This is a genomic window from Gordonia sp. IEGM753, assembly GCF_050321825.1.
Taxonomy (GTDB): domain Bacteria; phylum Pseudomonadota; class Gammaproteobacteria; order Pseudomonadales; family Pseudomonadaceae; genus Aquipseudomonas.
Genome location: NZ_JBNQGB010000006.1, coordinates 233345 through 260343, shown reverse-complemented (window position 1 = coordinate 260343; position 26999 = coordinate 233345). Strand labels below are relative to the sequence as shown.

At 57.8% G+C, this 26999-nt stretch carries 23 protein-coding genes; 9 read left to right on the top strand and 14 right to left on the bottom strand.

Going from position 1 to position 26999, the window contains the following annotated elements:
• Positions 1 to 6 precede the first annotated feature (6 nt).
• Together ACQR3R_RS25145 and ACQR3R_RS25140 are read left to right on the top strand one after the other, a co-directional pair.
• Positions 7 to 939, top strand: coding sequence for a sigma 54-interacting transcriptional regulator (locus tag ACQR3R_RS25145; protein WP_428276494.1), 933 nt, complete (start codon positions 7 to 9; stop codon positions 937 to 939).
• Between the two features lie 149 nt (positions 940 to 1088).
• Complete coding sequence (locus ACQR3R_RS25140) at positions 1089 to 1871, top strand: MetQ/NlpA family ABC transporter substrate-binding protein (RefSeq protein WP_428276492.1); 783 nt, start codon at positions 1089 to 1091, stop codon at positions 1869 to 1871.
• A gap of 302 nt (positions 1872 to 2173) precedes the next feature.
• Here the strand turns inward: ACQR3R_RS25140 and ACQR3R_RS25135 are convergent, their stop codons facing one another.
• On the bottom strand, positions 2174 to 3370 hold the full coding sequence (locus tag ACQR3R_RS25135) for an AAA family ATPase (protein WP_428276490.1): 1197 nt from the start codon (positions 3368 to 3370) through the stop codon (positions 2174 to 2176).
• A 148-nt stretch (positions 3371 to 3518) separates the two neighbouring features.
• Here ACQR3R_RS25135 and ACQR3R_RS25130 point away from each other — a divergent pair, with 148 nt between their 5' ends.
• Genes ACQR3R_RS25130 through ACQR3R_RS25120 form a run of 3 tightly spaced genes read left to right on the top strand, consistent with a single transcriptional unit; the run spans position 3519 to position 8736 of the window.
• Entirely contained in the window at positions 3519 to 4622 is a 1104-nt protein-coding gene (locus ACQR3R_RS25130) for an efflux RND transporter periplasmic adaptor subunit (protein ID WP_428276488.1), read from the top strand.
• A complete protein-coding gene (locus ACQR3R_RS25125; RefSeq protein ID WP_428276486.1) occupies positions 4619 to 5686 on the top strand; it encodes an efflux RND transporter periplasmic adaptor subunit in 1068 nt (355 codons plus the stop codon). Before ACQR3R_RS25130 ends, ACQR3R_RS25125 begins: the two co-directional genes overlap by 4 nt.
• The gene (locus ACQR3R_RS25120; RefSeq protein ID WP_428276484.1) at positions 5683 to 8736 is read left to right on the top strand and encodes an efflux RND transporter permease subunit; all 3054 of its coding nucleotides are present in this window, start codon (positions 5683 to 5685) and stop codon (positions 8734 to 8736) included. The genes ACQR3R_RS25125 and ACQR3R_RS25120 overlap by 4 nt, the downstream gene beginning before the upstream one ends.
• A 202-nt stretch (positions 8737 to 8938) precedes the next feature.
• On the opposite strand, the gene ACQR3R_RS25115 is transcribed toward ACQR3R_RS25120, so the two are convergent.
• The 12 genes from ACQR3R_RS25115 to ACQR3R_RS25060 all read right to left on the bottom strand — a co-directional run bounded on the left by ACQR3R_RS25115 (position 8939) and on the right by ACQR3R_RS25060 (position 21509).
• Complete coding sequence (locus ACQR3R_RS25115; protein ID WP_428276482.1) at positions 8939 to 9568, bottom strand: methyltransferase domain-containing protein; 630 nt, start codon at positions 9566 to 9568, stop codon at positions 8939 to 8941.
• Positions 9569 to 10119: 551 nt separating this feature from the next.
• Positions 10120 to 10764: a methionine ABC transporter permease MetI gene (locus tag ACQR3R_RS25110; protein WP_428276480.1), complete on the bottom strand. Its 645-nt coding sequence runs from the start codon at positions 10762 to 10764 to the stop codon at positions 10120 to 10122.
• Entirely contained in the window at positions 10754 to 11875 is a 1122-nt protein-coding gene (locus ACQR3R_RS25105) for an ATP-binding cassette domain-containing protein (RefSeq protein ID WP_428276478.1), read from the bottom strand. The genes ACQR3R_RS25110 and ACQR3R_RS25105 overlap by 11 nt, the downstream gene beginning before the upstream one ends.
• Positions 11876 to 11877: 2 nt before the next feature.
• Complete coding sequence (locus ACQR3R_RS25100; RefSeq protein WP_428276476.1) at positions 11878 to 12687, bottom strand: MetQ/NlpA family ABC transporter substrate-binding protein; 810 nt, start codon at positions 12685 to 12687, stop codon at positions 11878 to 11880.
• Between the two features lie 29 nt (positions 12688 to 12716).
• Entirely contained in the window at positions 12717 to 14084 is a 1368-nt protein-coding gene (locus ACQR3R_RS25095; RefSeq protein ID WP_428276474.1) for an NtaA/DmoA family FMN-dependent monooxygenase, read from the bottom strand.
• A complete protein-coding gene (locus ACQR3R_RS25090; RefSeq protein ID WP_428276472.1) occupies positions 14084 to 15277 on the bottom strand; it encodes an SfnB family sulfur acquisition oxidoreductase in 1194 nt (397 codons plus the stop codon). The genes ACQR3R_RS25095 and ACQR3R_RS25090 overlap by 1 nt, the downstream gene beginning before the upstream one ends.
• A gap of 23 nt (positions 15278 to 15300) precedes the next feature.
• Positions 15301 to 16545: an SfnB family sulfur acquisition oxidoreductase gene (locus ACQR3R_RS25085; RefSeq protein WP_428276470.1), complete on the bottom strand. Its 1245-nt coding sequence runs from the start codon at positions 16543 to 16545 to the stop codon at positions 15301 to 15303.
• A 286-nt stretch (positions 16546 to 16831) separates the two neighbouring features.
• A complete protein-coding gene (locus ACQR3R_RS25080; protein WP_428276468.1) occupies positions 16832 to 17596 on the bottom strand; it encodes a hypothetical protein in 765 nt (254 codons plus the stop codon).
• 478 nt (positions 17597 to 18074) lie between these two features.
• The gene (gene tcyN, locus ACQR3R_RS25075; protein ID WP_428276466.1) at positions 18075 to 18830 is read right to left on the bottom strand and encodes an L-cystine ABC transporter ATP-binding protein TcyN; all 756 of its coding nucleotides are present in this window, start codon (positions 18828 to 18830) and stop codon (positions 18075 to 18077) included.
• A gap of 4 nt (positions 18831 to 18834) precedes the next feature.
• The gene (tcyL, locus tag ACQR3R_RS25070; protein WP_428276464.1) at positions 18835 to 19500 is read right to left on the bottom strand and encodes a cystine ABC transporter permease; all 666 of its coding nucleotides are present in this window, start codon (positions 19498 to 19500) and stop codon (positions 18835 to 18837) included.
• Complete coding sequence (gene tcyJ / locus ACQR3R_RS25065) at positions 19500 to 20294, bottom strand: cystine ABC transporter substrate-binding protein (RefSeq protein WP_428276462.1); 795 nt, start codon at positions 20292 to 20294, stop codon at positions 19500 to 19502. The genes tcyL and tcyJ overlap by 1 nt, the downstream gene beginning before the upstream one ends.
• Positions 20295 to 20516: 222 nt before the next feature.
• Entirely contained in the window at positions 20517 to 21509 is a 993-nt protein-coding gene (locus ACQR3R_RS25060) for a D-cysteine desulfhydrase (protein WP_428276460.1), read from the bottom strand.
• 191 nt (positions 21510 to 21700) lie between these two features.
• Here ACQR3R_RS25060 and epsC point away from each other — a divergent pair, with 191 nt between their 5' ends.
• The 4 genes from epsC (at position 21701) to ACQR3R_RS25040 (ending at position 25752) form a co-directional block, all read left to right on the top strand.
• The gene (gene epsC / locus ACQR3R_RS25055) at positions 21701 to 22627 is read left to right on the top strand and encodes a serine O-acetyltransferase EpsC (protein ID WP_428276458.1); all 927 of its coding nucleotides are present in this window, start codon (positions 21701 to 21703) and stop codon (positions 22625 to 22627) included.
• A gap of 366 nt (positions 22628 to 22993) precedes the next feature.
• Positions 22994 to 24988 (top strand): choline transporter BetT, encoded by a 1995-nt coding sequence (betT, locus tag ACQR3R_RS25050; RefSeq protein WP_428276456.1) that lies wholly within the window; start codon positions 22994 to 22996, stop codon positions 24986 to 24988.
• A gap of 171 nt (positions 24989 to 25159) precedes the next feature.
• Positions 25160 to 25291: a type II toxin-antitoxin system HicA family toxin gene (locus tag ACQR3R_RS25045; RefSeq protein ID WP_428276454.1), complete on the top strand. Its 132-nt coding sequence runs from the start codon at positions 25160 to 25162 to the stop codon at positions 25289 to 25291.
• Positions 25288 to 25752 carry a type II toxin-antitoxin system HicB family antitoxin gene (locus tag ACQR3R_RS25040; protein ID WP_428276452.1) on the top strand — a complete coding sequence of 155 codons (465 nt, stop codon included), beginning with the start codon at positions 25288 to 25290 and terminating at the stop codon, positions 25750 to 25752. The genes ACQR3R_RS25045 and ACQR3R_RS25040 overlap by 4 nt, the downstream gene beginning before the upstream one ends.
• A 47-nt stretch (positions 25753 to 25799) precedes the next feature.
• Here the strand turns inward: ACQR3R_RS25040 and ACQR3R_RS25035 are convergent, their stop codons facing one another.
• Positions 25800 to 26840, bottom strand: a complete 1041-nt coding sequence (locus tag ACQR3R_RS25035; RefSeq protein WP_428276450.1) for a substrate-binding domain-containing protein — start codon at positions 26838 to 26840, stop codon at positions 25800 to 25802.
• Positions 26841 to 26999: the final 159 nt, after the last annotated feature.

The following is a 26999-nucleotide window of genomic DNA, read 5'->3' as shown; positions in this document are numbered from 1 at the left end:
TCTGCCATGAGTTTTGAAACATTCGGTCAGCCATTGCTGACCTTTCCCGACGCCGAAAAAAGTCCCCTGAGCATCCGCGCCAAGGCACTGGTGTTTGTCGATCCCCGTTCGCGCCAGTTGCGCCAGGAGCTCGAACAACTGGCACCGCGCTCGATCTCGGTATTGATTCGGGGTGAAACCGGCAGCGGTAAAGAACTGCTGGCGCGACACATTCATCGCGGCAGTGATCGCGGCGGGTTATTCGTTTCGGTTAATTGCGGAGCCATCAGCCCGACGTACGCCGATGCCGAGTTGTTCGGTTATGCGCCAGGCAGTTACACCGGTTCGGCCAGCAGCCGCGCTGGCTGGTTTGGATCGGCCAACGGCGGCACGCTGTACCTGGATGAGATCGGCGACTTGCCGCTGCCGATTCAGATCAAATTGCTGGCAGCACTGGAAAACCATGAAGTCACTCGTGTCGGGGCTCATCAGCCGAGCCCGGTGGATGTGCGGTTGGTGGCCGCCACCAGCATCGACCTCGCGCAAGCGGTGGCTGCCGGAAAATTTCATGAACGGCTCTACCACTACCTGAGCGAAGGCCGGTTGGAACTGCCGGCGTTGCGTGAACGCGTGGGCGATATCCTGTCGCTGTCCGAATACTTCCTCGGCATTTACAGCCAGCGCCTGGACCTGCCGGTGCCGCTGATCAGCGAGGCCGCTCAAGCGCTGTTAGAGCGCCACAGTTGGCCAGGCAATACCCGGGAGCTGGAAAACGTCATTCACTTTGCATTGTTGGTGAGTACCGGCGACGAAATCTTGCCCGAGCATTTGAACCTCCCTGAGGAGCCGGCGCCCCTGCTGCAGATAGAACAACAGGTCAAACACATCCTCGGCAAAGGAACCGCAGAACAGAAAACAGCCTTGCGGCTGCTGCTGAGCAAGATCGTCGATGCTGTATGAACAAAATGGAATATCAACGTGAATAAAAGATATTGTTCGGGAATATAAAATCCCGGTATTGTCCGCCTCACGCCAGCGATAGCACTTCACTGGCACTTGTATTCAAAGCCGTCGTCGCTGACGACCGCGATTTTCGAGAAGGACACTGCATGAAAAAGGTTCTGTTGTTCACCGCTCTGGCGGCTGCCCTGACTGCGGGCCTGGCCCAGGCTGGCGAGAAACTGGTGGTTGCGGCGACTCCGATTCCACACGCCGAGATTCTTGAGCTGATCAAGCCAGCCCTCGCCAAAGAAGGCGTGGACCTGGATATCAAAGTGTTCACCGACTACGTGCAGCCAAACGTGCAAGTGGCTGAAAAGCGTATCGACGCCAACTACTTCCAGACGCTGCCCTACCTGGACAGCTTCAATAAAGGTAAAGGCACCAACCTTGTGACCGTGATCGGCGTACACGTTGAGCCGTTCGGTGGTTACTCGAAGAAAGTCAAAAGCCTGGCTGAACTGAAAGACGGCGCGACCATCGCTATCCCGAACGAGGGCAGTAACAGCGGCCGTGCGCTGATCTTGCTGCAGAAGGCTGGCCTGATCGAATTGAAAGACCCGAAAAACGCTGTGTCCACACCGAAAGACATCGCCAAGAACCCGCACAACTTCAAGTTCAAAGAACTTGAATCGGCCATGTTGCCGCGTGTTCTGGATCAGGTCGACCTGGACATGATCAACACCAACTACGCGCTGGAAGCAGGTTTGAACCCGGCGACAGATGCGCTGATCATCGAAGGTGCCGATTCGCCTTACGTGAACTTCCTGGTTGCGCGTCCAGACAACAAGGACAGCGACGCAATCCAGAAACTGGCTAAAGCGTTGACCAGCCCGGAAGTGAAGGCATTCATCCAGCAAAAGTACAAAGGCGCGGTACTGCCGGCGTTCTGATTTGACGTTGCATCAAACCCCTTCAAGGTTTCAAACGCCGACGGCTGATAATAGCGTCGGCGTTTTTTATTGCTTAAGCCGCTTTTGTCTTTAGCGCCGTGCGCAATGCCATCAGCCATTTCACGATGTCTTGCGGATTCAAGGGTTGTTGCACTTTTACATCAGCCATTGTTTCTTCCTTGTAATGGTTTGGCCGGGAGTCTGGCCTACGTCGTTCATCCTTGGAGGCGTATTCCGATAAAAAGATCCTTCCTACGAGCAAAGGGAAAATAGCCGTCATCCCTTGCACAGGCAACCGTCCCTCAATCAGGCCAGTTCCACACCGGCTCATCCAGCACGCGCTGACCGACAATCCCGGTTTGGCCAAAGCTTTTTTCCAGCACGATGCAATTGCACTCCGGGTCCTGTTGCAACGCCGAGATCAAACGCCGCGCATGGGAGACCACCCATACCTGGCACTGCTCGGACGCCCGAATAATCAGCCGCGCCAACGCTGGCAACAGGTCAGGATGCAAGCTGGTTTCTGGCTCGTTCAGCACCATCAAACTGGGTGGACGAGGCGTCAGCAGCGCTGCGACCAACAGTAGATATCGCAACGTTCCATCGGACAACTCGGCGGCTGAAAGAGGTCGCAATAATCCTTCCTGATAAAACTCGATAGCAAAGCGGCCGCCTGGCAACGGCTCGATGTGCAGTCGTGCGCCCGGAAAAGCGTCGTTGATCGCCGCCTGCAATGCTTCGGGATCGCCAATTTCGATGATGGTCTGCAGGGCCGCCGCCAGATCGCGCCCGTCGTGATGCAGCACTGGTGTGCGCGTGCCCAGTTGCGGTTGACGCGCAGGTGCATCGATATCACTGCGAAAGTGATCATAAAAGCGCCAGCGGCGAATGAACTCGCGCATCTCCAGCACTTCCGGTGAAGTGCGCAGGCTGCCCACCTGATCAAACAGGCTGTCAAAGTTCGGTGTGTGCTGCGCGAGTACTTCCCAGCTGCGGTCGGCGCGGGCGCGAATCATCGGGCCTTCGCGACTCACCAGCAGGCTGGCCGGACGATAAAATGGCCCGGCCCATAGGCATTCGCGCTTGATTTGCGGGTCGAGACTGAAACGAGAGGGAATGGGGGAGGAATGCCCGGGGAGCATGAAATGCCCATTGGAATCGGGCAGGCCGAGGCTGATCGAGTAACCGAAATCTTCGCCCGCAAACCCAAGTCGCAAGCGCTTGGCGCCATGGCGCACCGTCGCCTGAATCGGTACCTCGCCATTGCGCATGCGCCGGCTGATGTTTTCCGGCCCGGCCCAGAAGGTCGAGTCCAGCCCGCCTTCACGTGCCAATGCGTTGACCACACCGCCCTGAGCCGTTTCGGCCAACAGGCGCAACGCGCGGTAAAGATTGGATTTACCGCTGCCGTTGGGACCGGTGATCAGGTTCAATCGACCCAGTGGAATCACCAGTTTGTTGATCGAGCGGTAATTGGCCACCGCGAGGGTTTTTAGCATGGGTTTCATCCTGCTGCGTAGCCCGACAGTTTGCCTTATTGCAGCAGTTGGTGGGTTTCCTGTGGCAAACCCGCGCAACCGTTGAACCCTGTTCTAAGCTCACAGTCGTATCGTCACTGGCACGCCCGTACAACGCAAAGGAGTCTGCATGGCTGGTCCCGGATTGAAAATGTTGGTTGGCCTTAGCCTCTTGGTTCTGCTGACTGCTTGCGGTGATAAGAAACCGGTCGATAAGGACCGCCCGCGTGTGTTCGTGCAGGTTGTTAAACCGGCTGATTACGCGGCTTCGGTGACCCTCACTGGTGATGTTCAGGCCCGGGTTCAGACCGAGCTGTCGTTTCGTGTGGGCGGCAAGATGATCCAGCGCATGGTCGATGTCGGGGATCGGGTCTCCGCCAAACAGGTGCTGGCCAAACTCGATCCAAAAGACCTGCAAACCAATGTCGACTCGGCGCAGGCGCAAGTGGTTGCCGAGCAGGCGCGAGTCAAACAGACCGCTGCCGCGTTCGTACGCCAGGAAAAACTGCTGCCCAAAGGCTATACCAGCCGCAGCGAATACGATGCTGCCCAGGCCGCATTACGCAGCAGCCAGAGTGCGTTGACGGCTGCCCAGGCTCAACTCGCCAATGCCCGCGAGCAACTCAGCTATACCTCGCTGATTGCCGATGCGCCGGGAATAATTACCGCACGCCAAGCTGAAGTTGGCCAAGTGGTACAAGCCACGGTGCCGATTTTCAGCCTGGCGCGTGACGGGGAGCGCGACGCGGTGTTCAACGTCTATGAATCGCTGCTGGCCGAGCCGCCCGCCGACAAATCCGTGATCGTCAGCCTGCTCGACAACCCGGCGATCAAAACCAAAGGCACCGTTCGGGAAATCACCCCGGCCGTCTCTGCGCAGACCGGCACTGTACAAGTCAAAGTCACCCTCGACAGCTTGCCGGAAGGCATGCAGCTCGGTTCGGTCGTGAGCGCAACGGCCAAGACCCCAGGTAAAGCCGCGGTCGAACTGCCGTGGTCGGCATTGACCAAAAACATCAGTGATCCGGCCGTGTGGCTGGTGGACGACGAAGGCAAAGCCCAATTGCATACGGTGACCGTGGGCCGTTACCTGACCGGCAAAGTGATTATTAGCGGCGGTTTGAACGGCGGTGAAAAAGTCATTATTGCCGGTGGTCAGTTGCTGCACCCCGGCATCAAGGTGGAAATTGCCGAGAACACCTACAAGGATCTGGCAGTGGGGGCCAAGCCATGAAGCGCCTGCTGATATTGTCTGCCGGGTTGGTCCTGGTTGCCTGCTCGAAAAAAGAACCGCCGCCGGAGTCGGTCCGACCGGTGCTGTCGGTTGAGGTCAAAGCCCTTGATCAAGAAGAACTGGGACGTTTCGCCGGCAGTATTCAGGCCCGTTACGAGAGCAACGTAGGGTTCCGGGTGGCCGGTCGAATCGCCAGCCGTAATGTCGATGTGGGCACTGAAGTCGAGGCCGGCGCCTTGCTCGCGACGCTCGATCCCACCGACCAGCAAAACCAGCTGCGCTCGGCTCAGGGTGATTTGGCGCGGGTTCAGGCACAGCTCATCAACGCACAGGCAAACGCGCGGCGGCAGCAGGAATTGTTCAACCGTGGCGTCGGCGCTCAAGCGCAACTGGACGTTGCCCAGACCGACCTCAAAACCACCCAGGCCTCGCTTGATCAGGCACAAGCTGCGGTCAACCAGGCCAAGGATCAGCTCAACTATGTACAGTTGCGCACCGATCACAAAGCCATCGTCACTGCGTGGAATGCCGAGGCCGGGCAAGTGGTCACTGCCGGCCAGCAAGTGGTGACGCTGGCGCAACCGGACATCAAGGAAGCCGTGATCGACTTGCCTGATACGCTGGTCGATCAATTGCCATCAGACGTTGTGTTTCAGGTCGCCGTGCAACTGGACCCGAGCATTACCACCACGGCAATTGTTCGTGAAATCGAACCGCAGGCTCAGAGTGCCACACGTACTCGCCGTGCCCGATTGACGCTAACGGAATCGCCACCCGGGTTTCGCTTGGGCACCGCGATCAGCGTGACCCTGCGCTCCGCGATCAAGCCGCGTATCGAGTTGCCGGCAAGTGTGCTGCAGGAAGTCGATGGCAAAACGCGAATCTGGGTCATCGACCCGCACACACAAACCGTTGCGCCGCGAGACGTCAGTCTTGTCAGCCGTACCGACAGTACCGTGGTGCTGGCCAGCGGCGTGAAGTCCGGTGAGCGCGTGGTCAGTGCCGGTGTGAACAGCCTCAAACCGGGGCAGAAAGTAAAAGTCGATGAGGACAGCCCGCGATGAAAGGGAGTTTCAACTTATCCGAATGGGCCCTCAAGCATCAGTCGTTTGTCTGGTATTTGATGTTCGTCGCGCTGCTGATGGGCGTGTTTTCGTACATGAACCTGGGCCGCGAGGAAGACCCTTCGTTCACCATTAAAACCATGGTCATCCAGACTCGCTGGCCGGGCGCTACCCAGGAAGAAACCCTGAAGCAGGTGACCGACCGTATCGAGAAAAAACTCGAAGAACTCGACTCTCTCGACTACGTGAAAAGCTACACCCGACCTGGCGAATCCACGGTATTTGTCTACCTGCGCGACACCACCAGCGCCAAGGACATCCCGGAAATCTGGTACCAGGTGCGCAAGAAGATCAACGATATTCGCGGCGATTTTCCCAAGGGCCTGCAAGGGCCGGGATTCAACGACGAGTTCGGTGACGTCTACGGTTCGGTGTATGCCTTCACTGCCGACGGCTTGTCGATGCGCCAGTTGCGCGACTATGTCGAACAGGTCCGCGCGGCCATTCGCGATGTTCCGGGGCTGGGCAAAGTCGAAATGGTCGGTGAGCAGGATGAAGTCCTGTACCTGAATTTCTCGACTCGCAAACTGGCGGCACTCGGCATTGATCAGCGCCAAGTGGTGCAGAGCCTGCAATCACAGAACGCGGTGACTCCAGCAGGCGTGATCGAGGCGGGCCCCGAGCGCATTTCGGTGCGAACCACGGGGCAGTTTGCCTCTGAAAAAGATTTGGCTAACGTCAATTTACGGCTGAACGATCGCTTTTATCGCTTGGCTGACGTCGCTGAAATCAGCCGTGGCTACGTCGACCCTTCCACGCCGGAATTTCGCTTCAATGGCCAGCAGGCGATCGGCTTGGCCATCGCCATGAAGAAGGGCGGCAATATTCAGGAGTTCGGCAAGGCGCTGCACCAGCGCATGACTGAATTGACCGCCGACTTGCCGGTCGGCGTCGGCGTGCACAGCGTTTCGGATCAGGCCGAAGTGGTCGAGAAAGCTGTCGGCGGTTTCACCAGTGCACTGTTCGAAGCGGTCGTGATTGTGCTGATCGTCAGCTTCATCAGCCTGGGTGTGCGCGCCGGTCTGGTGGTGGCGTGCTCGATCCCGCTGGTGCTGGCGATGGTCTTCGTGTTCATGGAATACAGCGGCATCACCATGCAGCGGATTTCCCTCGGTGCGTTGATCATCGCCCTCGGCTTGTTGGTGGATGACGCAATGATCACCGTCGAGATGATGGTCACGCGGCTGGAGATGGGCGAAACCAAGGAGCAAGCGGCGACGTTTGCCTACACCTCAACCGCGTTCCCGATGCTGACCGGCACCTTGGTCACCGTCGCAGGTTTTGTGCCGATCGGGCTGAACGCCAGCTCTGCGGGCGAGTACACCTTCACCCTGTTTGCGGTGATTGCCGTGGCGATGCTGGTGTCGTGGGTGGTCGCGGTGCTGTTCGCGCCGGTGCTCGGGGTGCACATTCTGAGCGCCAACGTGAAGCCCCATAAGGCAGAACCCGGGCGTATCGGGCGAGCGTTCAATGGCGGCATGCTCTGGGCCATGCGCAACCGCTGGTGGGCCATCGGCATCACGATTGCGTTGTTCGTGGGGGCGGTGTTTTCGATGCAGTTCGTGCAGAACCAGTTCTTCCCGTCCTCCGACCGACCAGAAATTCTGGTCGATCTGAACCTGCCGCAAAACGCTTCGATCGCCGAAACCCGCAAGGCTGTGGACAAGCTCGAAGCCACGCTCAAGGATGATCCGGACATCGTGCGGTGGAGCACCTACATCGGCGAAGGTGCGATCCGTTTCTACCTGCCGCTCGACCAGCAATTGCAAAACCCGTACTACGCGCAATTGGTCATCGTCAGCAAAGGCCTGGAGTCGCGCACCGCACTGGCTCAGCGTTTGCGTGAGCGGTTGCGCAAAGAATTTGTGGGCATTGGCAGCTATGTCCAGGCGCTGGAGATGGGCCCGCCGGTGGGCCGTCCGATCCAGTATCGGGTCAGCGGCAATGACATTGATGAGGTGCGCAAACACGCCATCGAACTGGCCACAGAACTGGATAAAAACTCGCACATCGGCGAAATCATCTACGACTGGAACGAGCCGGGTAAAGTCCTGCGCATCGACATCGCGCAAGACAAGGCCCGGCAATTGGGCTTGTCGTCAGAGGATGTCGCGAACCTGATGAACAGCATCGTGGTGGGTTCGCCAGTGACCCAGGTCGACGACGATATCTACCTGATCAACGTGGTCGGTCGCGCCGTAGACGCAGAGCGCGGAACGCCGGAAACCCTGCAGAATCTGCAAATAGTGACACCCAGCGGTACTTCGATTCCGCTGCTGGCGTTCGCCACGGTGCGTTATGAACTGGAGCAGCCGCTGGTGTGGCGTCGCGACCGTAAGCCAACCATCACGATCAAAGCGGCGGTGCGCGACGAAATTCAGCCGACCGATCTGGTCAAGCAATTGAAGCCGGACATCGAGAAATTCGCGGCCGGTTTGCCGGTGGGTTACAAAGTGGCCACGGGCGGTACGGTCGAAGAAAGCGGCAAGGCTCAAGGGCCGATTGCCAAGGTTGTGCCGTTAATGCTGTTTCTGATGGCAACCTTTTTGATGATCCAGTTGCACAGCGTGCAGAAAATGTTCCTGGTGGCCAGCGTCGCCCCGCTGGGGCTGATTGGCGTGGTGTTGGCGCTGATACCGACCGGCACGCCGATGGGTTTTGTCGCCATCCTGGGTATTCTGGCGCTGATCGGCATCATCATCCGTAACTCGGTGATCCTGGTGACCCAGATCGATGCCTACGAGAAGGATGGGTACGAGCCATGGGATGCAGTGGTGCAGGCCACGGAACATCGACGTCGGCCAATTCTGTTAACGGCGGCTGCGGCGAGCCTGGGGATGATACCGATTGCCCGGGAGGTGTTCTGGGGCCCGATGGCTTACGCGATGATTGGCGGCATCATCATCGCGACCCTGCTGACGCTGCTGTTTTTACCGGCGCTGTATGTGGCCTGGTACAAGATTCGCGAAACGAAGAAAGAGGCGCAGTAAGGCACAAACCTTACGAGAGAGGCGCAGTAAGGTACAAACCTGGTGAGAGGCACAGTGGGACAAAAGTCTTGTGAGAGAGACAGTAAGACTTGAGCCGTGTGGGAGCGGGCTTGCTCGCGAAAGCGGTTGGACATTCAACATCTGTGTTGGCTGATACACCGTCTTCGCGAGCAAGCCCGCTCCCACTGGAGAACGTATTTGCCTACACCGATTTACGCCAGACACTCGCCAGCCAAGGCTGCTGCGCTCGCGGCAGTCCGGCCGGCCGGTAGTAATGCTCCAGTTCCACAAACCCGGCATCGGTCATCAGCGCCTGCCATGTTGGCAAATCGTGATAAGCCCCGTAACGTGGTCCGTTCCAGCCTTCCTGATTCTCGCCACGCGGATTGGAGCTGAACAACACGCCGCCGGGCTTCAATGTCGCGTGCAACTGCTTCAACACTCGCGGCAGTTCCTGGCGCGGAATATGAAACAGCACCGCATTGGCGAAAATACCGTCAAAGCGCTCAGCCGGCAGTTCAAGTTTCAGAAAGTCCTGGTGCCAGACCTCGCAACCGCTGTCTTCGCGCGCCATCTGCGCAAACTTTTCCGAGCCGTCGAGCCCGACAGCGGTATGGCCCATGCGTGTAAAGGTTTGCAGGTCACGGCCCGGGCCGCAGCCGAAGTCGAGAATGCTGCGCGGCGCTGCACCCGGAATATGCCGCAGCAACGCATCAATGTTCTGGCTGACGTCATGATCGCGAGTGCCTTCGCGAAAATCTTCGGCCACCGAGTCGTAATGGCCCACGGTGGTAGCGGTGATCTGCTGGAGGTCTTCGGGTGACTGTTTCATGGTGGCTGCACAGGCAATTGGAATCCGCCGAATATACGCCAACAGACCGAGGGCTGCTTCGCAGCCATTCGCGAGCAACACTCACCATCGCTGTCGCCTGATAAATGGCCATCGCGAGCAATCCACCACAGTGGATCTGTGCCGAACACGCCGTGGGCGTTCACAACTCATCCCTATGAAAACCGGCTTGCCCGCGTCGGCGATTTTTCGGGCGCCATCACCGGCAAGCCGGTTTCCTACGGATGTGCGTTAAGGCATCAATCCCTGCATCACCACCAATCCGTAGGAGACTGGCTTGCCAGCGATGGCGTCATCGTGATGTTCCCCCAGCCTGGTGGACACCTAAACTCAGGCAGATAATGCCCAAGAGGTGATCCCCATGACTGAGAAAAAAGTTAGACGCCAGTTCACTGCGCAGTTCAAGCAGGATGCTGTTCAACTCGTCATCGAGCACGAGCTACCTCGATGTCGGTGAGAGCTCCTTGACCCGCTGGGCTGCAAAGCAGCCCCTAAGCGGCAGCGCTACAACGGCGCTTCAGACGCCACAGCCATCATCGCTTGTTCAATCCCCGGGCCAATCGATCGCCGCCCAATTGAATGATCGCCACCAACACCACCAGCAGCACGATCACCGTCAGCATTATCTGGCTATCGAAGCGCTGATACCCGTATCGATAAGCAATGTCGCCCAAACCGCCCGCACCAATTGCGCCGGCCATGGCCGAGGAGTTGATCATCGTCACCAGCGTAATGGTGAAACCGCCGACAATCCCCGGTAACGCTTCAGGCAACAACACGTGCCAGACAATGTGCCAGCGTCGGCAGCCCATCGCTTGCGCGGCTTCGATCAAGCCGTGGTCGACCTCGCGCAAACTGACTTCGGCAATGCGCGCGAAAAACGGTGTGGCCGCGATCGTCAGTGGCACCACGGCGGCCCAAACGCCGTAAGTGGTGCCAACGATCAGCCGCGTGAAGGGGATCAGCGCCACCATCAAAATCAAAAAAGGAATCGAGCGAAACAGGTTCACGAATGCGCCCAATACGCGGTTCAGCACAGGAGCCTCGTAGATGCCACCCTTGTCACTGGTGACCAGAATCACCGCCATTGGAATACCCGCTAACAACGCGATCAAAGACGACACGCCCACCATCAAAAAGGTGTCGATAAAACCTTGCAGCAAGCGGTCAAACCACATAACCCAGCACCTCCACCTGTTGCGCCCATTTCGCCGCGCGTTGCCGCAATTCTTCGGCGCCGAGAGGCGAGCCGTTCACCGCCAGCAGCAATTGCCCCAGCGCATGGCCCTGAATGCGTTCCACGCCACCCTGCAGTAAGCGCACCCGCCCCCCGAGTGCGGCGAACAAGGCTGCCAGATCCGGTTCGTCGGTGGCGCTACCGGTCAATTGCAAACGCAATACCACGGCGGCGTCAGCGGATTGTGGCTGGGCCCGAAGGCGACTGTGCAGCTCTTCTGGCAAGGCGTGCTGCAATGGCGCGAGCAGGGTTTTGCTGACCTCGTGCTGCGGGTTGCCAAAGACTTCCCAGACCGGGCCCTGCTCGACGATTCGTCCGTGTTCCAGCACCACGACGCGGTCGCAGATATCGCGGATCACCGCCATCTCATGCGTGATCAGAACAAGGGTCAGGCCCAGGCGTTGATTGATCTCGCGCAGCAGGCCGAGGATCGATTGGGTGGTCTGCGGGTCGAGTGCCGACGTGGCTTCGTCGCACAATAAAATCTGCGGGTCGTGCACCAGTGCGCGGGCGATGCCGACGCGTTGCTTCTGGCCACCGGAAAGCTGCGCCGGGTAGGCGTTGTGCTTCTCTTGCAGGCCCACAAGCTCCAGCAGTTCGCGGACTTTTTGCTGGCGTTTTTCCTTGGGCACTCCGGCGACTTTCAACGGCAACTCGACGTTCTGCCACACCGTTTTGGCCGACATCAGGTTGAAGTGCTGGAAGATCATGCCGATCCGCCGGCGCAGCGCGACCAAGTGGTCTTCATCGAACCCGCCGATGTCTACTTGATCAATCAGCACCCGGCCGCTGCTCGGTTGTTCGAGGCGGTTGATGGTGCGAATCAGCGATGATTTGCCAGCACCGCTGCGGCCAATGATGCCGAATACCTCACCGTGCTGGATCGCCAGATCGATGCCGTGCAATGCCGCCACCGGACCTTGTTTGCCGTTGTAGGTCTTGCCCAGGCCGATAAACCGCACGTGAGCACGGTTGAGCTGCGGGTGCAGTTCGGTGTGTTCGGCGTTCTTAAGCTCTGGAATATCCAGTCGCAATGGCGTGGCGGCCGTCATGCTCAACTTTCCCAGCCAGGTTGGTACAGCTTGCCGTGGGCGTTATCCAACGCGGCGCGCACGGCCGGCGAGTGCTGGTAGATGTCGACGAATTTGATCAGGCGCGGGTCGGTTTTACTTTTTGGCTGGATGACAAACTGAATCACGTATTCCTTGTGATCGAGACCGTCGAACAGCAGCGCTGAGCCGGCATCAAATGTCTTCGCCAAACGGATGTAAGCGGGGTAACCCTGAACCAGGTCGGCGTCGTCATAGGCGCGTACCAGTTGCACGGCTTCGACCTGAAGAATTTTGATTTTCTTCGGATTGGCAATGATGTCTTCTTCAGTGGCTTTGTAGCCGACACCCGGTTTGAGGGTGATCAAACCGGACTTCGCCAGAAGTTGCAGGCCACGACCACTGTTGATCGGGTCGTTGGCAATGGCCACGGTGGCGCCTTGCGGCAACTCGTCAAAGCTTTTGTATTTTTTCGAGTAGAGACCGACGTTGTTGATGATGCCCGGTGCAAACGGCACCAGGTCAAAACCGGCGGCCGCTTTGGCGTTTTCCAGGAACGGGATGTGCTGGAAGTAGTTCACGTCGATGTCGCCGGCGGCGAGGCTGACGTTGGGTGCGATCCAGTCGCTGAACTCCACCAGTTCTACTTTCAGGCCTTGTTTGTTGGCTTCTTCGACAGCGGCTTCCAGAGGAATGGCGAAGGCTGCGGTGGTGCCGACTTTCAGCGGCGCGTCCGCAGCGAACGCCACGGAACTGAAAAGGCCAAGGGCCAGGGCCAGTGCTTTGACTGGTTGAGAAAGATAATTCTTGGTCATGAGGGTTATTTCCAGTCAATTAACAGGTATTAGCGCCGAAACGCCGCGCCGGTATGTTGCTCAGGTAAGTGCGCTTGGTCGTGGAACAGCTTCTCGCGCAGGCTGCCGGTGTCGTAAGCAGTCTTGTACGACCCGCGACGTTGCAACTCCGGGATCACCAGTTCGATGAAATCGACATAGCTTTCGGGGGTGACAATGCGCGTCAGGTTGAAGCCGTCCAGACCGGTTTCGGCGATCCACGATTCCAACTCGTCGGCCACTTGTGCGGGCGAGCCGACCACGGTGATGTAGCGACCGCCGAGTGCGTGCTGATCGAGTAATTTGCGACGGGTCCAATCGTTGTTTTGCAGGTTTTTGGTGGCTGACTGAATCGCGTTGCTCTTCACGTATTGAATCGGTTCGTCGATGGCGTACTCGGAAAAATCGATGCCGGTAGACGCCGAAAAATGTGCCACGCCGGCTTCGGCGCTGGCGTAGCTCAGGTATTCGGCGTGTTTGGCCCAGGCAAGTTCTTCAGTGGAGCCGACGATCACGTTGAGGCCCATGAATACTTTGACGTCCTCGGGATTGCGCCCCGCTTCGACGACGCTGGTTCGCACCTTGTCCACTTGAGCCTTGGTCGATGGTTTGTTCTGGCCGCTGATGAATACGCATTCGGCGTGACGCCCGGCGAACAACAAACCACGATCCGAACTGCCCGCCTGAAACAACACAGGCGTACGTTGCGGCGACGGTTCACACAGGTGATAACCCTCTACCTGATAGAACTCGCCTTTGTGTTCGACCTTGTGCACTTTTTCTGGCTGCGCATAAATTCGTTGCTGCGGATCGTTGAGCACCGCGTCGTTTTCCCAACTGCCTTCCCACAGTTTGTACAGCACTTGCAGGTATTCATCGGCCTGGTCGTAGCGCCGGTCATGCTCCACTTGCTCGCTGAGGCCCATGGCTTTGGCAGCGCTGTCGAGGTAACCGGTGACGATGTTCCAGCCGACCCGACCGCGACTCAGGTGGTCGAGCGTCGACATGCGGCGGGCGAACAGATAGGGCGCCTCGTAGGTCAGGTTGGCGGTGAGCCCGAACCCCAGGTTCTTGGTGACCGCCGCCATCGCGCTAACCAGTAGCAGCGGATCGTTGACGGGCAACTGGATCGATTCTTTCAGTGGTACATCCACCGAGTTTTGATAAACGTCGTACACCCCGACAATGTCGGCAATGAACAAACCATCGAACAATCCGCGTTCCAGTAACTGCGCCAGTTCGGTCCAGTATTCGATAGTCTTGTACTGGGTCGACGTGTCACGTGGGTGCGTCCACATCCCATGATTGATGTGCCCGATGCAGTTCATGTTGAACGCGTTCAGCAGGATTTTCTTTTTAGCGGCGGCGGGCATCGTCATCAGATGGTCCCCCGCAGTGGTGGGTTTTCATCATTGAGGTAGTAATTGCCCACGGCGTGGTACTTCCAACGCACCGGATCGTGCAGCGTGTGCACCCGAGCGTTGCGCCAATGGCGATCCAGGCCATGTTCGATCAGTGTGGCCTGGCTGCCGGCCAATTCGAACAGTGTGCTGCCGGCGGCCAGGGAAATCTCGGTGCTGATGGCGCGTGCTTCTGCGACCGCAATCGATGCGGCAGCCACAGTCTGTGCGTTGGTGTTTGCCTGTGCTTGGTCGAGGTATTCGCCTGCGCGTTCCAGCAAGGCTTCGGCGGCGTGCAATCGAATGCTCAAGTGGCCGAAACTCTTGATGGTCAGTGGATCGTCGGTGGCTTTGTCGTTCCCTGAATCAATCCATGGCCGGGTTTTGGTGCGCACGAAATGCAGCGCATCTTCATACGCTGCGCGAGCGATACCGGTGTCGATGGCTGCGTGCAGAATTTGCGCCAGCGGGCCAACGGTGGTCGGGCGCTCGAAAGCAGTCTGGAATGCAATGACATCAGCGGCGGCAACGTAGACGTCTTCAAATACCACCGAACCGCTGCCAGTGGTGCGCTGGCCGAAACCGCTCCAGTCGTCGATCACTGTCAGGCCTTTGGCATCGCGAGGTACGAATGCCAATTGCTGAACGCCGTTTTCATCCATGACTGAGGTCGGGATGCGCTGGGCATAGATCGCGCCCGTGGCGTAAAACTTGCGCCCGTTAACGCGGTAGCCGTCACCGTCGCGAGTCAGGCTGGTCGTGCGGTCATGGGCGGTTTTGGTGCCGAGTTCAGCCAAGGCGTTGCCGAAGCGCTGGCCGGCCAATACCTCGGCGTACAGACGTTGCTTTTGCTCGTCACTGCCGTTCACTCGCAGCACTTCGAGGGCGTAGAAATGATTCTGCGGGATCTGCCCGAGAGAGCCATCTGCTTGCGCGATCAAGGCTATGACCTTGGCCAGCGTTACGTTAGAAACGCCTGCGCCGCCGTATTCCTTCGGCACGCTGATGCCCCACAGTCCCGAACGGGAAAATACTTCAAGTTCCGGGTGTGGCAAGCGGCGCTCGCGGTCACGCAGGGCACTGTCACGTTTAAAGTCTTCAGCCAGGTCAGTGGCGACAATCAGGGCTTGCTCATCGCTGGTTATGACCGCGACGTGCTGAGAAAGAGTCATGTGTTTCTCCAGATGTCTGGTCGTTAAATCCAGGAATGCCGCGCGGGCAGAGTGCCGTTGAGGTGATAAGTCCCCACCGCGTGGTATTTCCAGCGCACCGGGTCGTGCAGCGTATGCACACGCGCATTGCGCCAGTGCCGGTCGAGGTTGAATTCGGCGAGGGTTGCGCGGCTACCGGCCAGTTCGAACAGCTTTTCGCTGGCCAGCAGCGATATCTCGGTGGTTAGCACCTTGGCTTCGGCCACGGCGATCGATGCGCGTGCGGCGGACTCGGCGGTCAGCGGCGCAGCATCCACTTGGTCCAGCACTTTTCCGGCCTTGCGCAGTAATGCTTCGGCGGCGTGCAATTCGATTTTCAATTTGCCGATGTCGGCGATCACGTACAGATCGTCGCTGGCGCGGTCGACTTTGGCGTCAATCCAGGGCCGGGCGCGGGTTTTAACGAATTCGATGGCATCGTCAATGGCGCCGCGGGCGATGCCGGCGTCTATCGCTGCCTGGATCAATTGCGAGACTGAGCCCTGGATATTTGGCTTGTCGTTGATTTTCCAGTTATCCACCACCCACTCGGCATCGACTCGCACGTTGTTCAGCAAAATGGTGCCGCTGGCAGTGGTGCGTTGACCGAAGCCTGACCAGTCATCAACGATGCGCAAGCCTGGTGTGCCGCGCCGAACGAATGCCAGCACTTGCTTGCCGTCATCGTTCAGCGCCTTGACCGCAACCCAGTGCGCAAACAGTGCGCCAGTGGAGTAGAACTTTTGGCCATTGATGACAAAGCCATCGCCGTCGGCAGTTATGCGCGCCTTCAGTTCCAGGGTGTTTTTGGTGCCGCGTTCCGGGCCGGCATTACCAATGCGCCACCCTTCGAGCACGCTTTTGAACAGCTGTTTTTTCTGTGCTTCGGTAGCGCTGCCAAGCACCAGATTAAGGATGCCAAAATGGTTTTGCGGGATTTGCCCCAGTGCCGGATCTGCCGCGGAAATGATCGCGAAAACTTCGGCAAGGGTGACAAACGAAACTTGCGGGCCACCGTACTCGCGGGGCACGGCAATGCTGCCCAGGCCACTGCGGGTGAACTGTTCGATTTCCGACCATGGCAACTTGCGCTGCTGATCACGGCGCGACGCCTGCAAGCGGGCGACGTGCGCCAACTCATGGGCGGCTTCTATGGCTTGGGCATCGTTGCGCAAGACCTGCGCGGGCAACAATAACGGGGCGATGTCCTGATCACTCTGGACAATTGCATCGGCCAGACTGGACATCATTGCCACTCCTTGGCTGCACGCAATGCCCTGGCGATCTGCACTGGGGTGATTGTGTTCCGGACCATAACTACCTCACATCTCATGGGAACGCCGCGGGGTGGCGGCGCAAGAAAACAAGAAGGTCCGGTGGTCCGGTGCATATACCCTAAGCGTGTATAAAAAATTAATAAACTAACTTTTAGGAATAAGAATAGAAGTGTGTCTTCAGCAACTGTTCGCCGGGCAACACTTTGAATGCAGGGCAACAGTTGTGCGTACAAGGGCCGGTGAGTGCACCTGTAGGGCGTCAGTATTTACGCGGTTCTGCTGCCATCGGTATGACTATTGGCCGGACCTTGAGGTAGGGATTGGCACACCCAATTTTCAAGGTGCGTACCGGTGCCCAGCGCGAGTTGTTGCCCACCCGGTCGAGCACGCAGTAGGTCACTTCCAGTCGGAGGTCTTCACCGGCCTCCAGAATGATGGCCGGCGGCACCCAGACCTGCACTGCTTGGCCGACATCGCAAGCCTTGAGCCGCGGCAGGTCCATGCGTACATCGCCCCAGCGCAGGGTGATTTCGTCATCGACGGCCATGTTCAAATAGGCGTCGATGGTCAACGGAACGCCGCGTTTGATCTGGTTCGGGTTCACTCCCTGACGGCGGATGGTATCGGGCAGGCCTACCGGCGCCAGGTTCTGGTTTTCATCACCACACAGGCTTGAAGGTTGGCCGCCCGGGCAGTCGAGTTTGATTTGCAGGCGTGTCGCTGCGGAAACCTGCGTGCCATGGCCGACTTGCCGAACCCGGTAGTGAACACGCGAGGAGCCGCTCGCAATAAAGCTTTCGGGCACCCGCAGGTTGATCGGGTGGCCGATGTCCAAGGCGTTCAGCACCTTGGAGGCCACGTAGCAGTTATCCCAGAACAGTTCGATCAAATCGCTTTCATCCATGCCTGGGTAGGGCGCCACGTCGATCAGCAACTGCGCAGCCGAATGACTGTTGATACCGCTCTTGTGCGCTTGCGCGAGTGTCGGCGCTGCAAGTACGCAGGTGTTCGAGGTGCTTTTCATGGGTTTCCTTGGAGTATTGCAGCGAAGTCCATTTCTGGAAGATCAAAAAAAGTGCGTATTGCCGGGCAATAAAACTGTTCATGAACTTCATGTTTTATTATGTGTTTTGTGTGGCGAGTGGGTCGTGTTGATGACTAGATAAGAGTCAGTGTTAATGGGTGTCAATAGAGTTTGTTAGTTTGGAGTTCCAAGGGATGCACTTCAGAAGTGTCCTACGCCTTCAGGTCAGTAAGCCCTGCTGTACAGTCGACTATAACTACCTGATGTCAGGATTCAGCAGGGGGGCGGGCGTTGAATAATGGCGCCAGGCATTGCCTGTACGGTGCAGCTCAGAGGTTAGAAATGCGCCATGGCATAGCTATGTACCGCACAGGGTCGTTTGAGGTTGTATAAGTTTGCAGGCGGGAGTTGAAGCAAGAAAGGTTCGGTGAGGGGTGTAACTTCCGTCCGTGGAAGTTGGCAGTCTATTTCATCTTTATCAATGATGAGTGTTGTTAAGAAACTTGCTGAGGAATTGACGCGTTCGTTCTTCTTTCGGGTTGGCAAACAGTGCTTTGGCTTCGCCTTGCTCGACAATCACGCCTTTGTCGAAAAATACCACTCGATTCGCCACGTCCCGGGCAAAGCCCATTTCGTGGGTGACGATAACCATGGTGCGTTTCTCTTCGGCGAGGCCGCGGATGGTCGTCAGCACTTCACCCACCAGTTCGGGGTCGAGTGCCGAGGTAGGTTCGTCGAACAGGATCACCTCGGGTTCCATCGCCAGCGCACGTGCTATCGCCACACGCTGCTGCTGACCTCCGGACAGGCGTCGCGGATAAGCGTCTTCCTTGCCGGCAAGCCCCACCTTGGCCAACAGCTTCTTACCCAGTGCAACGGCTTCTTCACGGGGCATCTTTTTCACCACGATCGGACCTTCGATGACATTTTCGAGGGCGGTGCGATGGGGGAACAGGTTGAAGTTCTGGAACACAAAACCAACGTGCTGACGCAAACGTCGCACCAGTGCTTGCTGCTGGTTTAATGGGCGGCTGCCATCAATCTGGATGTCACCGACCTTGATTCGACCGCTGGTGGGTTCTTCCAGAAAATTCAGGCAGCGCAGGAACGTGGTCTTGCCCGAGCCGCTGGGCCCGATGATGGCCACGACCTCACCTTCCTTCACTTGCAGATCGATGCCGTTAAGCACGACTTGACCCTTGAACTGCTTTGTCAGTTTTTCCACGACAATCATTGGGTCAGGACTCCTGATCGTGCCGATTGACCCGGTCTTCCAACCGGTTCTGGAAGTGCGCGAGCACACTTGCCAGAATCCAGTAGATCAGCGCGGCGGCAAGGTACATGGTGAAAATTTCAAACGTACGGGCGGTAATCAACTGCGCCTGACGGAATAGCTCCGGCACCTGAATGGTGGCTGCCAGTGCGGTGTCCTTGACCAGTGAAATGAAACTGTTGCCCAGTGGCGGCAATGCCGTGCGCATCGCCTGCGGCAGGATTGCCCGGCGCAAGGTCTGCCCACGGGTCATGCCGATGCTGGCCGCGGCTTCCCACTGGCCGCGCTCGATGGAGCTGATCGCCGCGCGCAGGATTTCACAGGCGTAGGCGGCCATGTTCAGCGAGAAACCAATCAGGGCGGCGGGCAATGGATCAAGTTCGATGCCCAACTGCGGCAAGCCGTAATAGATCACGAACAGCTGCACCAGCAACGGCGTGCCGCGAAAGAACGACACATACACGCGGGCGATCCAGCTCACCAGTTTGAAGCGCGACAGACGCATCAGCGCCAGCCCGAATCCCAGTAGCAAGCCGAAGAACATCCCGCCCAGGCTGAGGACTACCGTGTAATACGCGCCCTTCAGCAGGAAGGGCGCGGAGTCCAGCGCAAGTTGGAAGCTTTCTTCCATTATTGGGTGACGTCAGCGCTGAAGTACTTTTCCGAAAGCTTTTTCAGCGTACCGTCGGCACGCAGCTTGTCGATGGCTTTGTTGATTGCGGCCAGCAACTCAGGCTCGCCTTTGCGCAACGTCACACCAGCCTCTTGGCGGGAGAACGCTTCGCCGGCGGCGCTGGTGTCCTTGGCCTTCTTGGCGTATTCCAGTGCGGCGAGACGGTCGATCAGGATCGCGTCGATGCGGCCGACGCGCAGGTCCTGAAACTTGGTTGGGTCATCTTCATAGGTGCGAACTTCAGCCTTGGGCACATTCTCTTTTACCCACTGCTCGTAGTTCGTGCCCAGGCCGACGCCTACTTTCTTGCCAGCCAGGTCGGCGGCGGTCTTGATGGTGTCTTTGTTCTTGGTCAGGGTCAGCGCCTGAATACCGGAGACGGTGTACGGCTCAGAGAAGTCGTACTTTTTCTTGCGCTCTTCAGAGATGGTCACCTGGTTGATCACCGCGTCCAGACGCTTGGATTCCAGGGCTGCGAGGATGCCGTCCCATTTGGTCGGCTGCAGTTTGACCTTCACCCCCAGTTCCTTGGCCAGCGCTTCGGAGAACTCGACTTCGAAGCCAGAGAGCTTGCCGTCGGCGTCGACGAAACTGAACGGCGGGTAAGTGCCTTCCAGGCCGACGTTGATCACGCCAGCGTCTTTGATTTTCTGCAATTGCTCACCGGCAACAGCCTGCCCCAGCAGACCGGCGCTCAGCGCCAGGCCCAGCGAACCTACCAGCAGATTTCGACGTAGTGCGGAAAAATTCATGACCAGCCCCTGTGTTTTCTTATGAAGACGCTTTTAGGAATGTTGGCAAATTCGGCATTCGGACGACTGCGATATCCTGCCCTAAAGCAGCTTATGCGTCTTGTTGCAAATTCGCCTGCGGCGCGACTATATGACGGCTTTCTTAGATTGGAAAATAATAAATAATCAATCGGTTATTCTTTAAGAGAATATCAAGCGCCTTATGAATGAACGCTGATCCCGTCACAGGAAGTCCTTGTAGGCAAACAGCGCGGGCGCTCCGCCGGTGTGCAGAAAAATGAGCGGACCCTCATCAAAACGCTGACGGCCGATGCCATCCAGCAACCCGGCCATGGCCTTGCCGGTGTAGACCGGGTCCAGCAACAAGCCTTCCTGGCTCGCCAGCAGTTTGACTGCTGCCAGCGTCCCGGCATTGGGTTCGCCATAACGCGGAGCGAAATATTCGTCCCACAATTCGACCTTGAAGCTCGTCGGCAGGCTCACACCCAACAATTGCGCCGTACGCTCTGCCAGCCCTTGCACCTTGGGCCGCTGATCTTCATCGCTGCGTGAAACCGTAACCCCAATGACTGGCAAATCCGGCAGTACTTCGCTCAGTGCCAACGCCAGGCCACTGTGTGTACCGGCGCTGCCGGAGGCCAGCACCACGGCGGCGAATTGCAGGCCGGTGTCTTTGATTTGCTCGGCAAGTTCAAAACCTGCGCGCACATAACCCAGCGCGCCCAGTGCGTTTGAACCGCCAATCGGCACCAGGTAAGGCTTCTTGCCGTTGTTGCGCAGGCGATCAGCCAATGCCAGCAATTGCTCGTCGGCATTGTCGAGGTTTTCCACACATTCAACCTTGGTATCGAACAGGTCGAGCAATAGCCGATTGCCGTTGCCGACATAATTACTGTCGTCCGTGGCCAACGGGTTTTCCAGCAGCGCCACACAACCCAAACCAAGCTTCGCCGCCAACGCAGCGGTCTGGCGTACGTGATTGGATTGCAGGGCGCCTGCGGTGATCAGCGTATCGGCGCCTTGCGCCAGTGCGTCAGCGGCCAGGTACTCGAGTTTGCGCAGCTTGTTGCCGCCCATTGCCAGCGGCGTCAGGTCATCGCGTTTTACGTACACGTCGCGGCCGAGCCAGGATGAAAGTCGGTCGAGTTTTTCCAGAGGGGTTGGGTGGCTGAGCAGTTCCAGACGATTAAAGCGCTCAAGCTGTTGTTTGATCATGGGTCCGTACTGGCGGGGAGAGTTGTCTGGACTATAGGCACGGGTTTTTAACCGGGCAACCGTCAATCGCTTATAGCCAAAAGTATTGCGTTCAGCATTATTGGTTCTTAATTTGGCCTGCAGGCCTTGCCGTAAAGTAATCGCCGTAAGCGCGGCCAGACAGTCCGGTCGCCCAGCAGGAGTTTTTTAACGTGAGCGAGCGTTCCAGCCATTGGCAATTGCAGACCATCGTCAGCCAACTGCGTACAGCACGTGATCAATGGCGTGCTCAAAACGGCCGTGTCAGCGGCGAGCAGGGCGGTCGCGAACTGCCGTCCCGGGCCGCCATGGCGGACATTCTCGAAGCGCTTTGCGGTGCGTTATTCCCGATGCGCCTGGGCCCGGTGGACCTACGTGAAGAGAGCGAGGATTTTTACGTCGGGCATACGCTGGACGTTGCCTTGAACGCACTGCTCGCTCAAACCAGGCTCGAACTGCGTTACGCCGCTCGCCACAGTGCCCAGGCCGACACCGAAGTCGAGGCACGCAGCATCCAGATCATTCAGGAGTTCGCGCTGGCGTTGCCAGGGTTGCGCACCCTGCTGGATACCGATGTGCTGGCGGCTTACCACGGCGATCCGGCAGCGCGTAGCGTCGACGAAGTGTTGCTGTGCTACCCCGGTATTCTGGCGGTGATTCACCATCGCCTCGCCCATCATTTGTATCGCGCCGGTTTGCCGCTGCTGGCGCGGATCAGTGCCGAAATCGCGCATTCGGCCACCGGCATCGATATTCACCCAGGCGCGCAGATCGGGCGCAGCTTCTTCATCGATCACGGCACAGGCGTGGTGATTGGCGAGACCGCGATCATCGGTGAGCGTGTACGGATTTATCAGGCCGTCACCTTGGGCGCCAAGCGCTTTCCGGCAGATGAAGACGGGCAGTTGCAGAAAGGCCACCCGCGACATCCGATTGTTGAAGACGATGTGGTGATCTACGCCGGGGCAACTATTCTCGGGCGGATTACCATTGGCCAAGGCTCCACCATCGGTGGCAACGTCTGGTTGACTCGCAGCGTGCCGGCCGGGTGCAACCTGACGCAGGCCAATCTGCAGCATGATGACGGGACGCAGAAGTAGGCCCCGACTTTCGACTGACTGCACCGGCCGCTTCGCGGGTAAGCCCGTTGCCACAGGTTTTGTGAACGACACAAACCGTGTGGGAGCGGGGTCGCTCGCGATTGGTTTGAGCCCGAACCGAGAAAATGGCCCTCAGCCAATTTTCAACTGAACCAATCCTCCAAATCCTGCCTCATACCCATCCTTGAGCTAGCGTACACAACGTACCGTCGAGCCCTGCGATTAGTCCTCAGCACGCTATTCATGTTTAAATTGAACGTTCATTCAACTTAAACCGCCGGTTTGCTGCCCGCTCACAACAGGAGGCTTGCTTTTGCCGAGTCCGTTATTGAACGCCGTGTGTTACATCCTTGAGGTGCACCTTTCATGAGTGCATCGCCCACCCCCGCCAGCGGTCAAGTCCGCATGAACCCGCCCGTGTTCTATTTCGCGGCGAGTTTCATTCTGTTGTTCGGTATCGTCGTTATCGCCATGCCCAAGCAGGCGGGCGCCTGGCTTCTGGAAGCGCAGAACTGGGCGGCCAACACGGTCGGCTGGTATTACATGCTTGCGATGTCCCTGTACCTGGTCTTCGTGGTGGTCAGCGCCTTGTCTGGCTACGGCAAGATCAAGCTCGGTGCCGACCACGACGAACCCGAGTTCAGTTACCTGTCCTGGGCCGGCATGCTGTTCGCCGCCGGCATCAGCATCACGCTTTTTTTCTTCTGCGTATCCGAACCGCTCACGCATTTGTCACAACCACCACAGGGCACTGCCGGTACGCCTGAGGCGGCACGTCAGGCGATGCAGATTCTGTTTCTGCACTGGGGTCTGCATGGTTGGGGTGTGTTCGCGTTTGTCGGCATGGCGCTCGCCTATTTCGCTTACCGTCACAACCTGCCGTTGGCCCTGCGCTCGGCGCTGTACCCGCTGATTGGTAAACGCATCAACGGGCCGATTGGCTACGCGGTGGACGGCTTCGGCATTATCGCCACGGTGTTCGGTCTCGGGGCTGACATGGGCTTTGGTGTCTTGCACCTCAACTCGGGCCTGGACTATCTGTTTGGCATCGCTCACACCCAGTGGATTCAGGTTGGCCTGATCACGTTGATGATGGGCGCTGCGATTATTGTGGCAGTGTCCGGCGTCGACAAAGGCGTGCGGGTGATGTCCGACATCAACATGCTCCTGGCCTGTGCGCTGCTGTTGTTCGTGCTGTTCGCCGGCCCTACGCAGCACCTGCTGAATACGCTGATCCAGAACATCGGTGACTACCTCGGCGCTCTGCCGATGAAGAGTTTCGATCTGTATGCCTACGATAAACCCAGCGATTGGCTGGGCGGCTGGACGGTGTTCTATTGGGCCTGGTGGATCGCATGGTCGCCCTTTGTGGGCCTGTTTATCGCACGCATTTCCCGTGGCCGGACGATCCGTGAATTCGTCTTCGGTGTGCTGTTGATCCCGCTCGGTTTCACCTTGGCGTGGATGTCGATTTTCGGCAACAGTGCCATCGACCAAGTCCTTAATCACGGCATGAGCGCACTCGGCATGTCAGCCATCGACAACCCGTCGATGACCCTTTATTTGTTGCTGGAAACGTACCCGTGGAGCAAAACCGTCATCGCGGTCACGGTGTTCATCAGCTTCGTGTTCTTCGTGACCTCGGCCGACTCCGGCACTGTGGTGCTTTCGACATTGTCGGCCAAGGGCGGTAATCCGGATGAGGACGGGCCGAAATGGCTGCGCGTGTTCTGGGGCGTAATGACCGCACTGGTCACCAGTGCGCTGCTGTTCTCGGGCAGCATCGACGCGTTGAAGTCGGCTGTGGTGCTGACCTCGTTGCCGTTCTCGTTGATCTTGCTGTTGATGATGTGGGGACTGCACAAGGCGTTTTATCTGGAGTCTCAGAAGCAGATTGCGCAGTTGCATTCCCTGGCGCCGGTGTCTGGCTCCCGACGTGGTGGCTGGCGTCAGCGCTTGAGTCAGGCGGTGCACTTTCCGTCCCGCGATGAGGTTTATCGCTTCCTCGACACCACAGTGCGCCCGGCGATCGAGGAAGTGTCTGCGGTATTTGTCGAAAAAGGCTTGAACGTGGTCACCCAGCCGGATCCGTCAAACGACAGCGTCAGCCTGGAAATCGGTCACGGCGAGCAGCACCCGTTTATCTATCAGGTGCAGATGCGCGGCTACTTCACGCCATCCTTCGCCCGTGGCGGCATGGGCTCGAAAGAACTCAACAACCGGCGTTATTACCGGGCTGAAGTGCACCTGGCCGAAGGCAGTCAGGATTACGACCTGGTCGGCTACACCAAAGAGCAGATCATCAACGACATCCTCGACCAGTACGAACGTCACATGCAGTTTTTGCATTTGGTGCGCTGATCAAGCGACCAGGTTTTCGGATATTATTTATCTGAGTGTGTATCGTGTGTATAAGGCAATTGATCTTCGCGTAGTGTGCACCAGCAGATGCTGCCCACAAGGACGAAGGTAATGCGAAGTCGGGAAATGATCAGGATGATCAGGATGATCGAGGAGGATGGCTAGTATCTGGTGGCTGTGAAAGGCAGCCATCATCAGTATAAGCACCCTGCCCGGCCGGGCAGGGTGACGATAAAACATCCGGATTCGGACCTTCCAAAAGGAACAATCAATAGCATTTTGAAACAGGCGGGTCTGAAATGAGGCTCGACATCGGATATGAAAGCCCAGAATGGGCTGCATTACAGGAAGGACTCACAGACATGAAATTCCCGGTGGTTCTACATAAGGATGCCGACTCAGAATATGGAGTGATCATTCCCGACGTACCGGGTTGCTTCTCTTCTGGAGCTACTGTTGCGCAAGCATTCGAAAACGTGAAAGAAGCGTTGTCCTTGCACTATGAAAGCCTGGTTGCCGATGGTGATCCACTGCCACAGGTGCGTGAAATTGACGACCACCTTGATAACCCCGATTACTCGGGAGGTGTTTGGGGTGTAGTCGATTTTGATATCACGCCTTACTTCGGCAGGTCGGTGCGTTTTAATGCGACGCTGCCTGAGCAGTTGCTTGAGCGTATCGACCAGACAGTCAGGCGTGATCAGCGATACAGCTCAAGATCGGGGTTTTTGGCGGCCGCGGCGCTGCGCGAGTTATCCGCCTGATATCGACCCCGTCTTAGCGGAATGAATCCGTGGATGTTGTCGGTATTTTACGCGCTCTCGCGTTCGATCACTTGGCACTCCAGCAGATTCAAACGCTGCACCTCATCCTCCACCGGCAACACGCCCAGGCTTTGCAGCACGCGCGTTGCTGCGAGCACACCGATCTCCAGCGCCGGTGGTTTGATGGTGCTTAAACTCGGCAGCAACATTTCAGCGAACGGGTAATCGCCGAAGCCGAGCACAGCGCAATCCTCGGGAATTTTAAGCCCCGCCCTTTGACCTGCCAGCAAGCCGCCAGCCGCCAGGTTGTCGTTGGCAAAAATGATGGCATCGGGCGCTGGTGAGTTTTTCATCAGCACCTCCATCGCCTGTTTGCCAGCCTCGAATGGCGCTCGATCCGCATCGGGCGCAAACACCCACGGCTGCAGTCCCAGTTCACCCACCGTTGCCGCGTAGCCATCGCGTCGCTCCAGCGCACTGAAGTCTGCGGCCACGCTGTTTTGCACAAATGCGATGCGCCGATAGCCTTTGCCGTGCAGGTACCGCGCAGCCGTCACGCCGACCTCAAAGTGTGAAAAGCCGATTTGCATCGGCTGCCGTTCCGGTTGGTAATCCCAGGTTTCAATCACCGGAATGTCTGCCTCGGCGATCATTTTTTCAGTGCCCGCACTGTGAAAGTGGCTGGTGAGGACCAACGCCGCAGGTGACCAACCGAGAAACGCCCGCACGGCGCTTTCTTCCTGATCGGCACTGAAGTAACTCGATGCCAGCAGCAACTGATAGCCGTGGCGGCTGAGGGTGTCGCTGAACCCTTGAATGGTATTGGCAAAAATCGGCCCAGAGATGTTGGGAATCACCATGCCGACGATTTTCCCTTTGGCCGACGCCAGTCCGCCGGCAACCAGGTTCGGGACGTAACCCAACGCTGCCACGACCGCTGCAATACGCTCGCGTCGCTCTGGCGAGACTTGTTCGGTCTGGTTGAAAAATCGCGACACGGTGATCGCCGATACGCCAGCCTGCCTGGCGACAGTATTGAGGGTGACACGGCCGGCGCCACGGCGCTTGCGGGGCTTTTCATCGCTCAAAGGGCAATCCTTTTTAAAAATCAAAAAGCATATAAAAGTAATTTATAAGTATTGGACGATCTATGTAACGCTTGCAGATACTGGCGATGTTAGCGCTAACAAAGCGTTCTGTCTGCTACTCGCTCGAGCGAATGCCCAAGACAACATCACAGGCGCTGT

What these genes read in the sequence shown, in the direction of transcription:
- ACQR3R_RS25135 (WP_428276490.1), bottom strand. Translation starts at nt 3,370, where the DNA reads ATGCTAAAAACCCTCGCGGTGGCCAATTACCGCTCGATCAACAAACTG.
- tcyL (WP_428276464.1), bottom strand. Translation starts at nt 19,500, where the DNA reads ATGGAAGAAAGCTTCCAACTTGCGCTGGACTCCGCGCCCTTCCTGCTG.
- ACQR3R_RS25105 (WP_428276478.1), bottom strand. Translation starts at nt 11,875, where the DNA reads ATGACGGCCGCCACGCCATTGCGACTGGATATTCCAGAGCTTAAGAAC.
- ACQR3R_RS25090 (WP_428276472.1), bottom strand. Translation starts at nt 15,277, where the DNA reads ATGACTCTTTCTCAGCACGTCGCGGTCATAACCAGCGATGAGCAAGCC.
- ACQR3R_RS25060 (WP_428276460.1), bottom strand. Translation starts at nt 21,509, where the DNA reads ATGATCAAACAACAGCTTGAGCGCTTTAATCGTCTGGAACTGCTCAGC.
- ACQR3R_RS25095 (WP_428276474.1), bottom strand. Translation starts at nt 14,084, where the DNA reads ATGACGATGCCCGCCGCCGCTAAAAAGAAAATCCTGCTGAACGCGTTC.
- ACQR3R_RS25080 (WP_428276468.1), bottom strand. Translation starts at nt 17,596, where the DNA reads ATGAAAAGCACCTCGAACACCTGCGTACTTGCAGCGCCGACACTCGCG.
- ACQR3R_RS25140 (WP_428276492.1), top strand. Translation starts at nt 1,089, where the DNA reads ATGAAAAAGGTTCTGTTGTTCACCGCTCTGGCGGCTGCCCTGACTGCG.
- ACQR3R_RS25040 (WP_428276452.1), top strand. Translation starts at nt 25,288, where the DNA reads ATGAGGCTCGACATCGGATATGAAAGCCCAGAATGGGCTGCATTACAG.
- ACQR3R_RS25110 (WP_428276480.1), bottom strand. Translation starts at nt 10,764, where the DNA reads ATGTGGTTTGACCGCTTGCTGCAAGGTTTTATCGACACCTTTTTGATG.
- ACQR3R_RS25145 (WP_428276494.1), top strand. Translation starts at nt 7, where the DNA reads ATGAGTTTTGAAACATTCGGTCAGCCATTGCTGACCTTTCCCGACGCC.
- ACQR3R_RS25115 (WP_428276482.1), bottom strand. Translation starts at nt 9,568, where the DNA reads ATGAAACAGTCACCCGAAGACCTCCAGCAGATCACCGCTACCACCGTG.
- ACQR3R_RS25125 (WP_428276486.1), top strand. Translation starts at nt 4,619, where the DNA reads ATGAAGCGCCTGCTGATATTGTCTGCCGGGTTGGTCCTGGTTGCCTGC.
- ACQR3R_RS25100 (WP_428276476.1), bottom strand. Translation starts at nt 12,687, where the DNA reads ATGACCAAGAATTATCTTTCTCAACCAGTCAAAGCACTGGCCCTGGCC.
- ACQR3R_RS25130 (WP_428276488.1), top strand. Translation starts at nt 3,519, where the DNA reads ATGGCTGGTCCCGGATTGAAAATGTTGGTTGGCCTTAGCCTCTTGGTT.
- ACQR3R_RS25120 (WP_428276484.1), top strand. Translation starts at nt 5,683, where the DNA reads ATGAAAGGGAGTTTCAACTTATCCGAATGGGCCCTCAAGCATCAGTCG.
- betT (WP_428276456.1), top strand. Translation starts at nt 22,994, where the DNA reads ATGAGTGCATCGCCCACCCCCGCCAGCGGTCAAGTCCGCATGAACCCG.
- ACQR3R_RS25085 (WP_428276470.1), bottom strand. Translation starts at nt 16,545, where the DNA reads ATGATGTCCAGTCTGGCCGATGCAATTGTCCAGAGTGATCAGGACATC.
- tcyJ (WP_428276462.1), bottom strand. Translation starts at nt 20,294, where the DNA reads ATGAATTTTTCCGCACTACGTCGAAATCTGCTGGTAGGTTCGCTGGGC.
- tcyN (WP_428276466.1), bottom strand. Translation starts at nt 18,830, where the DNA reads ATGATTGTCGTGGAAAAACTGACAAAGCAGTTCAAGGGTCAAGTCGTG.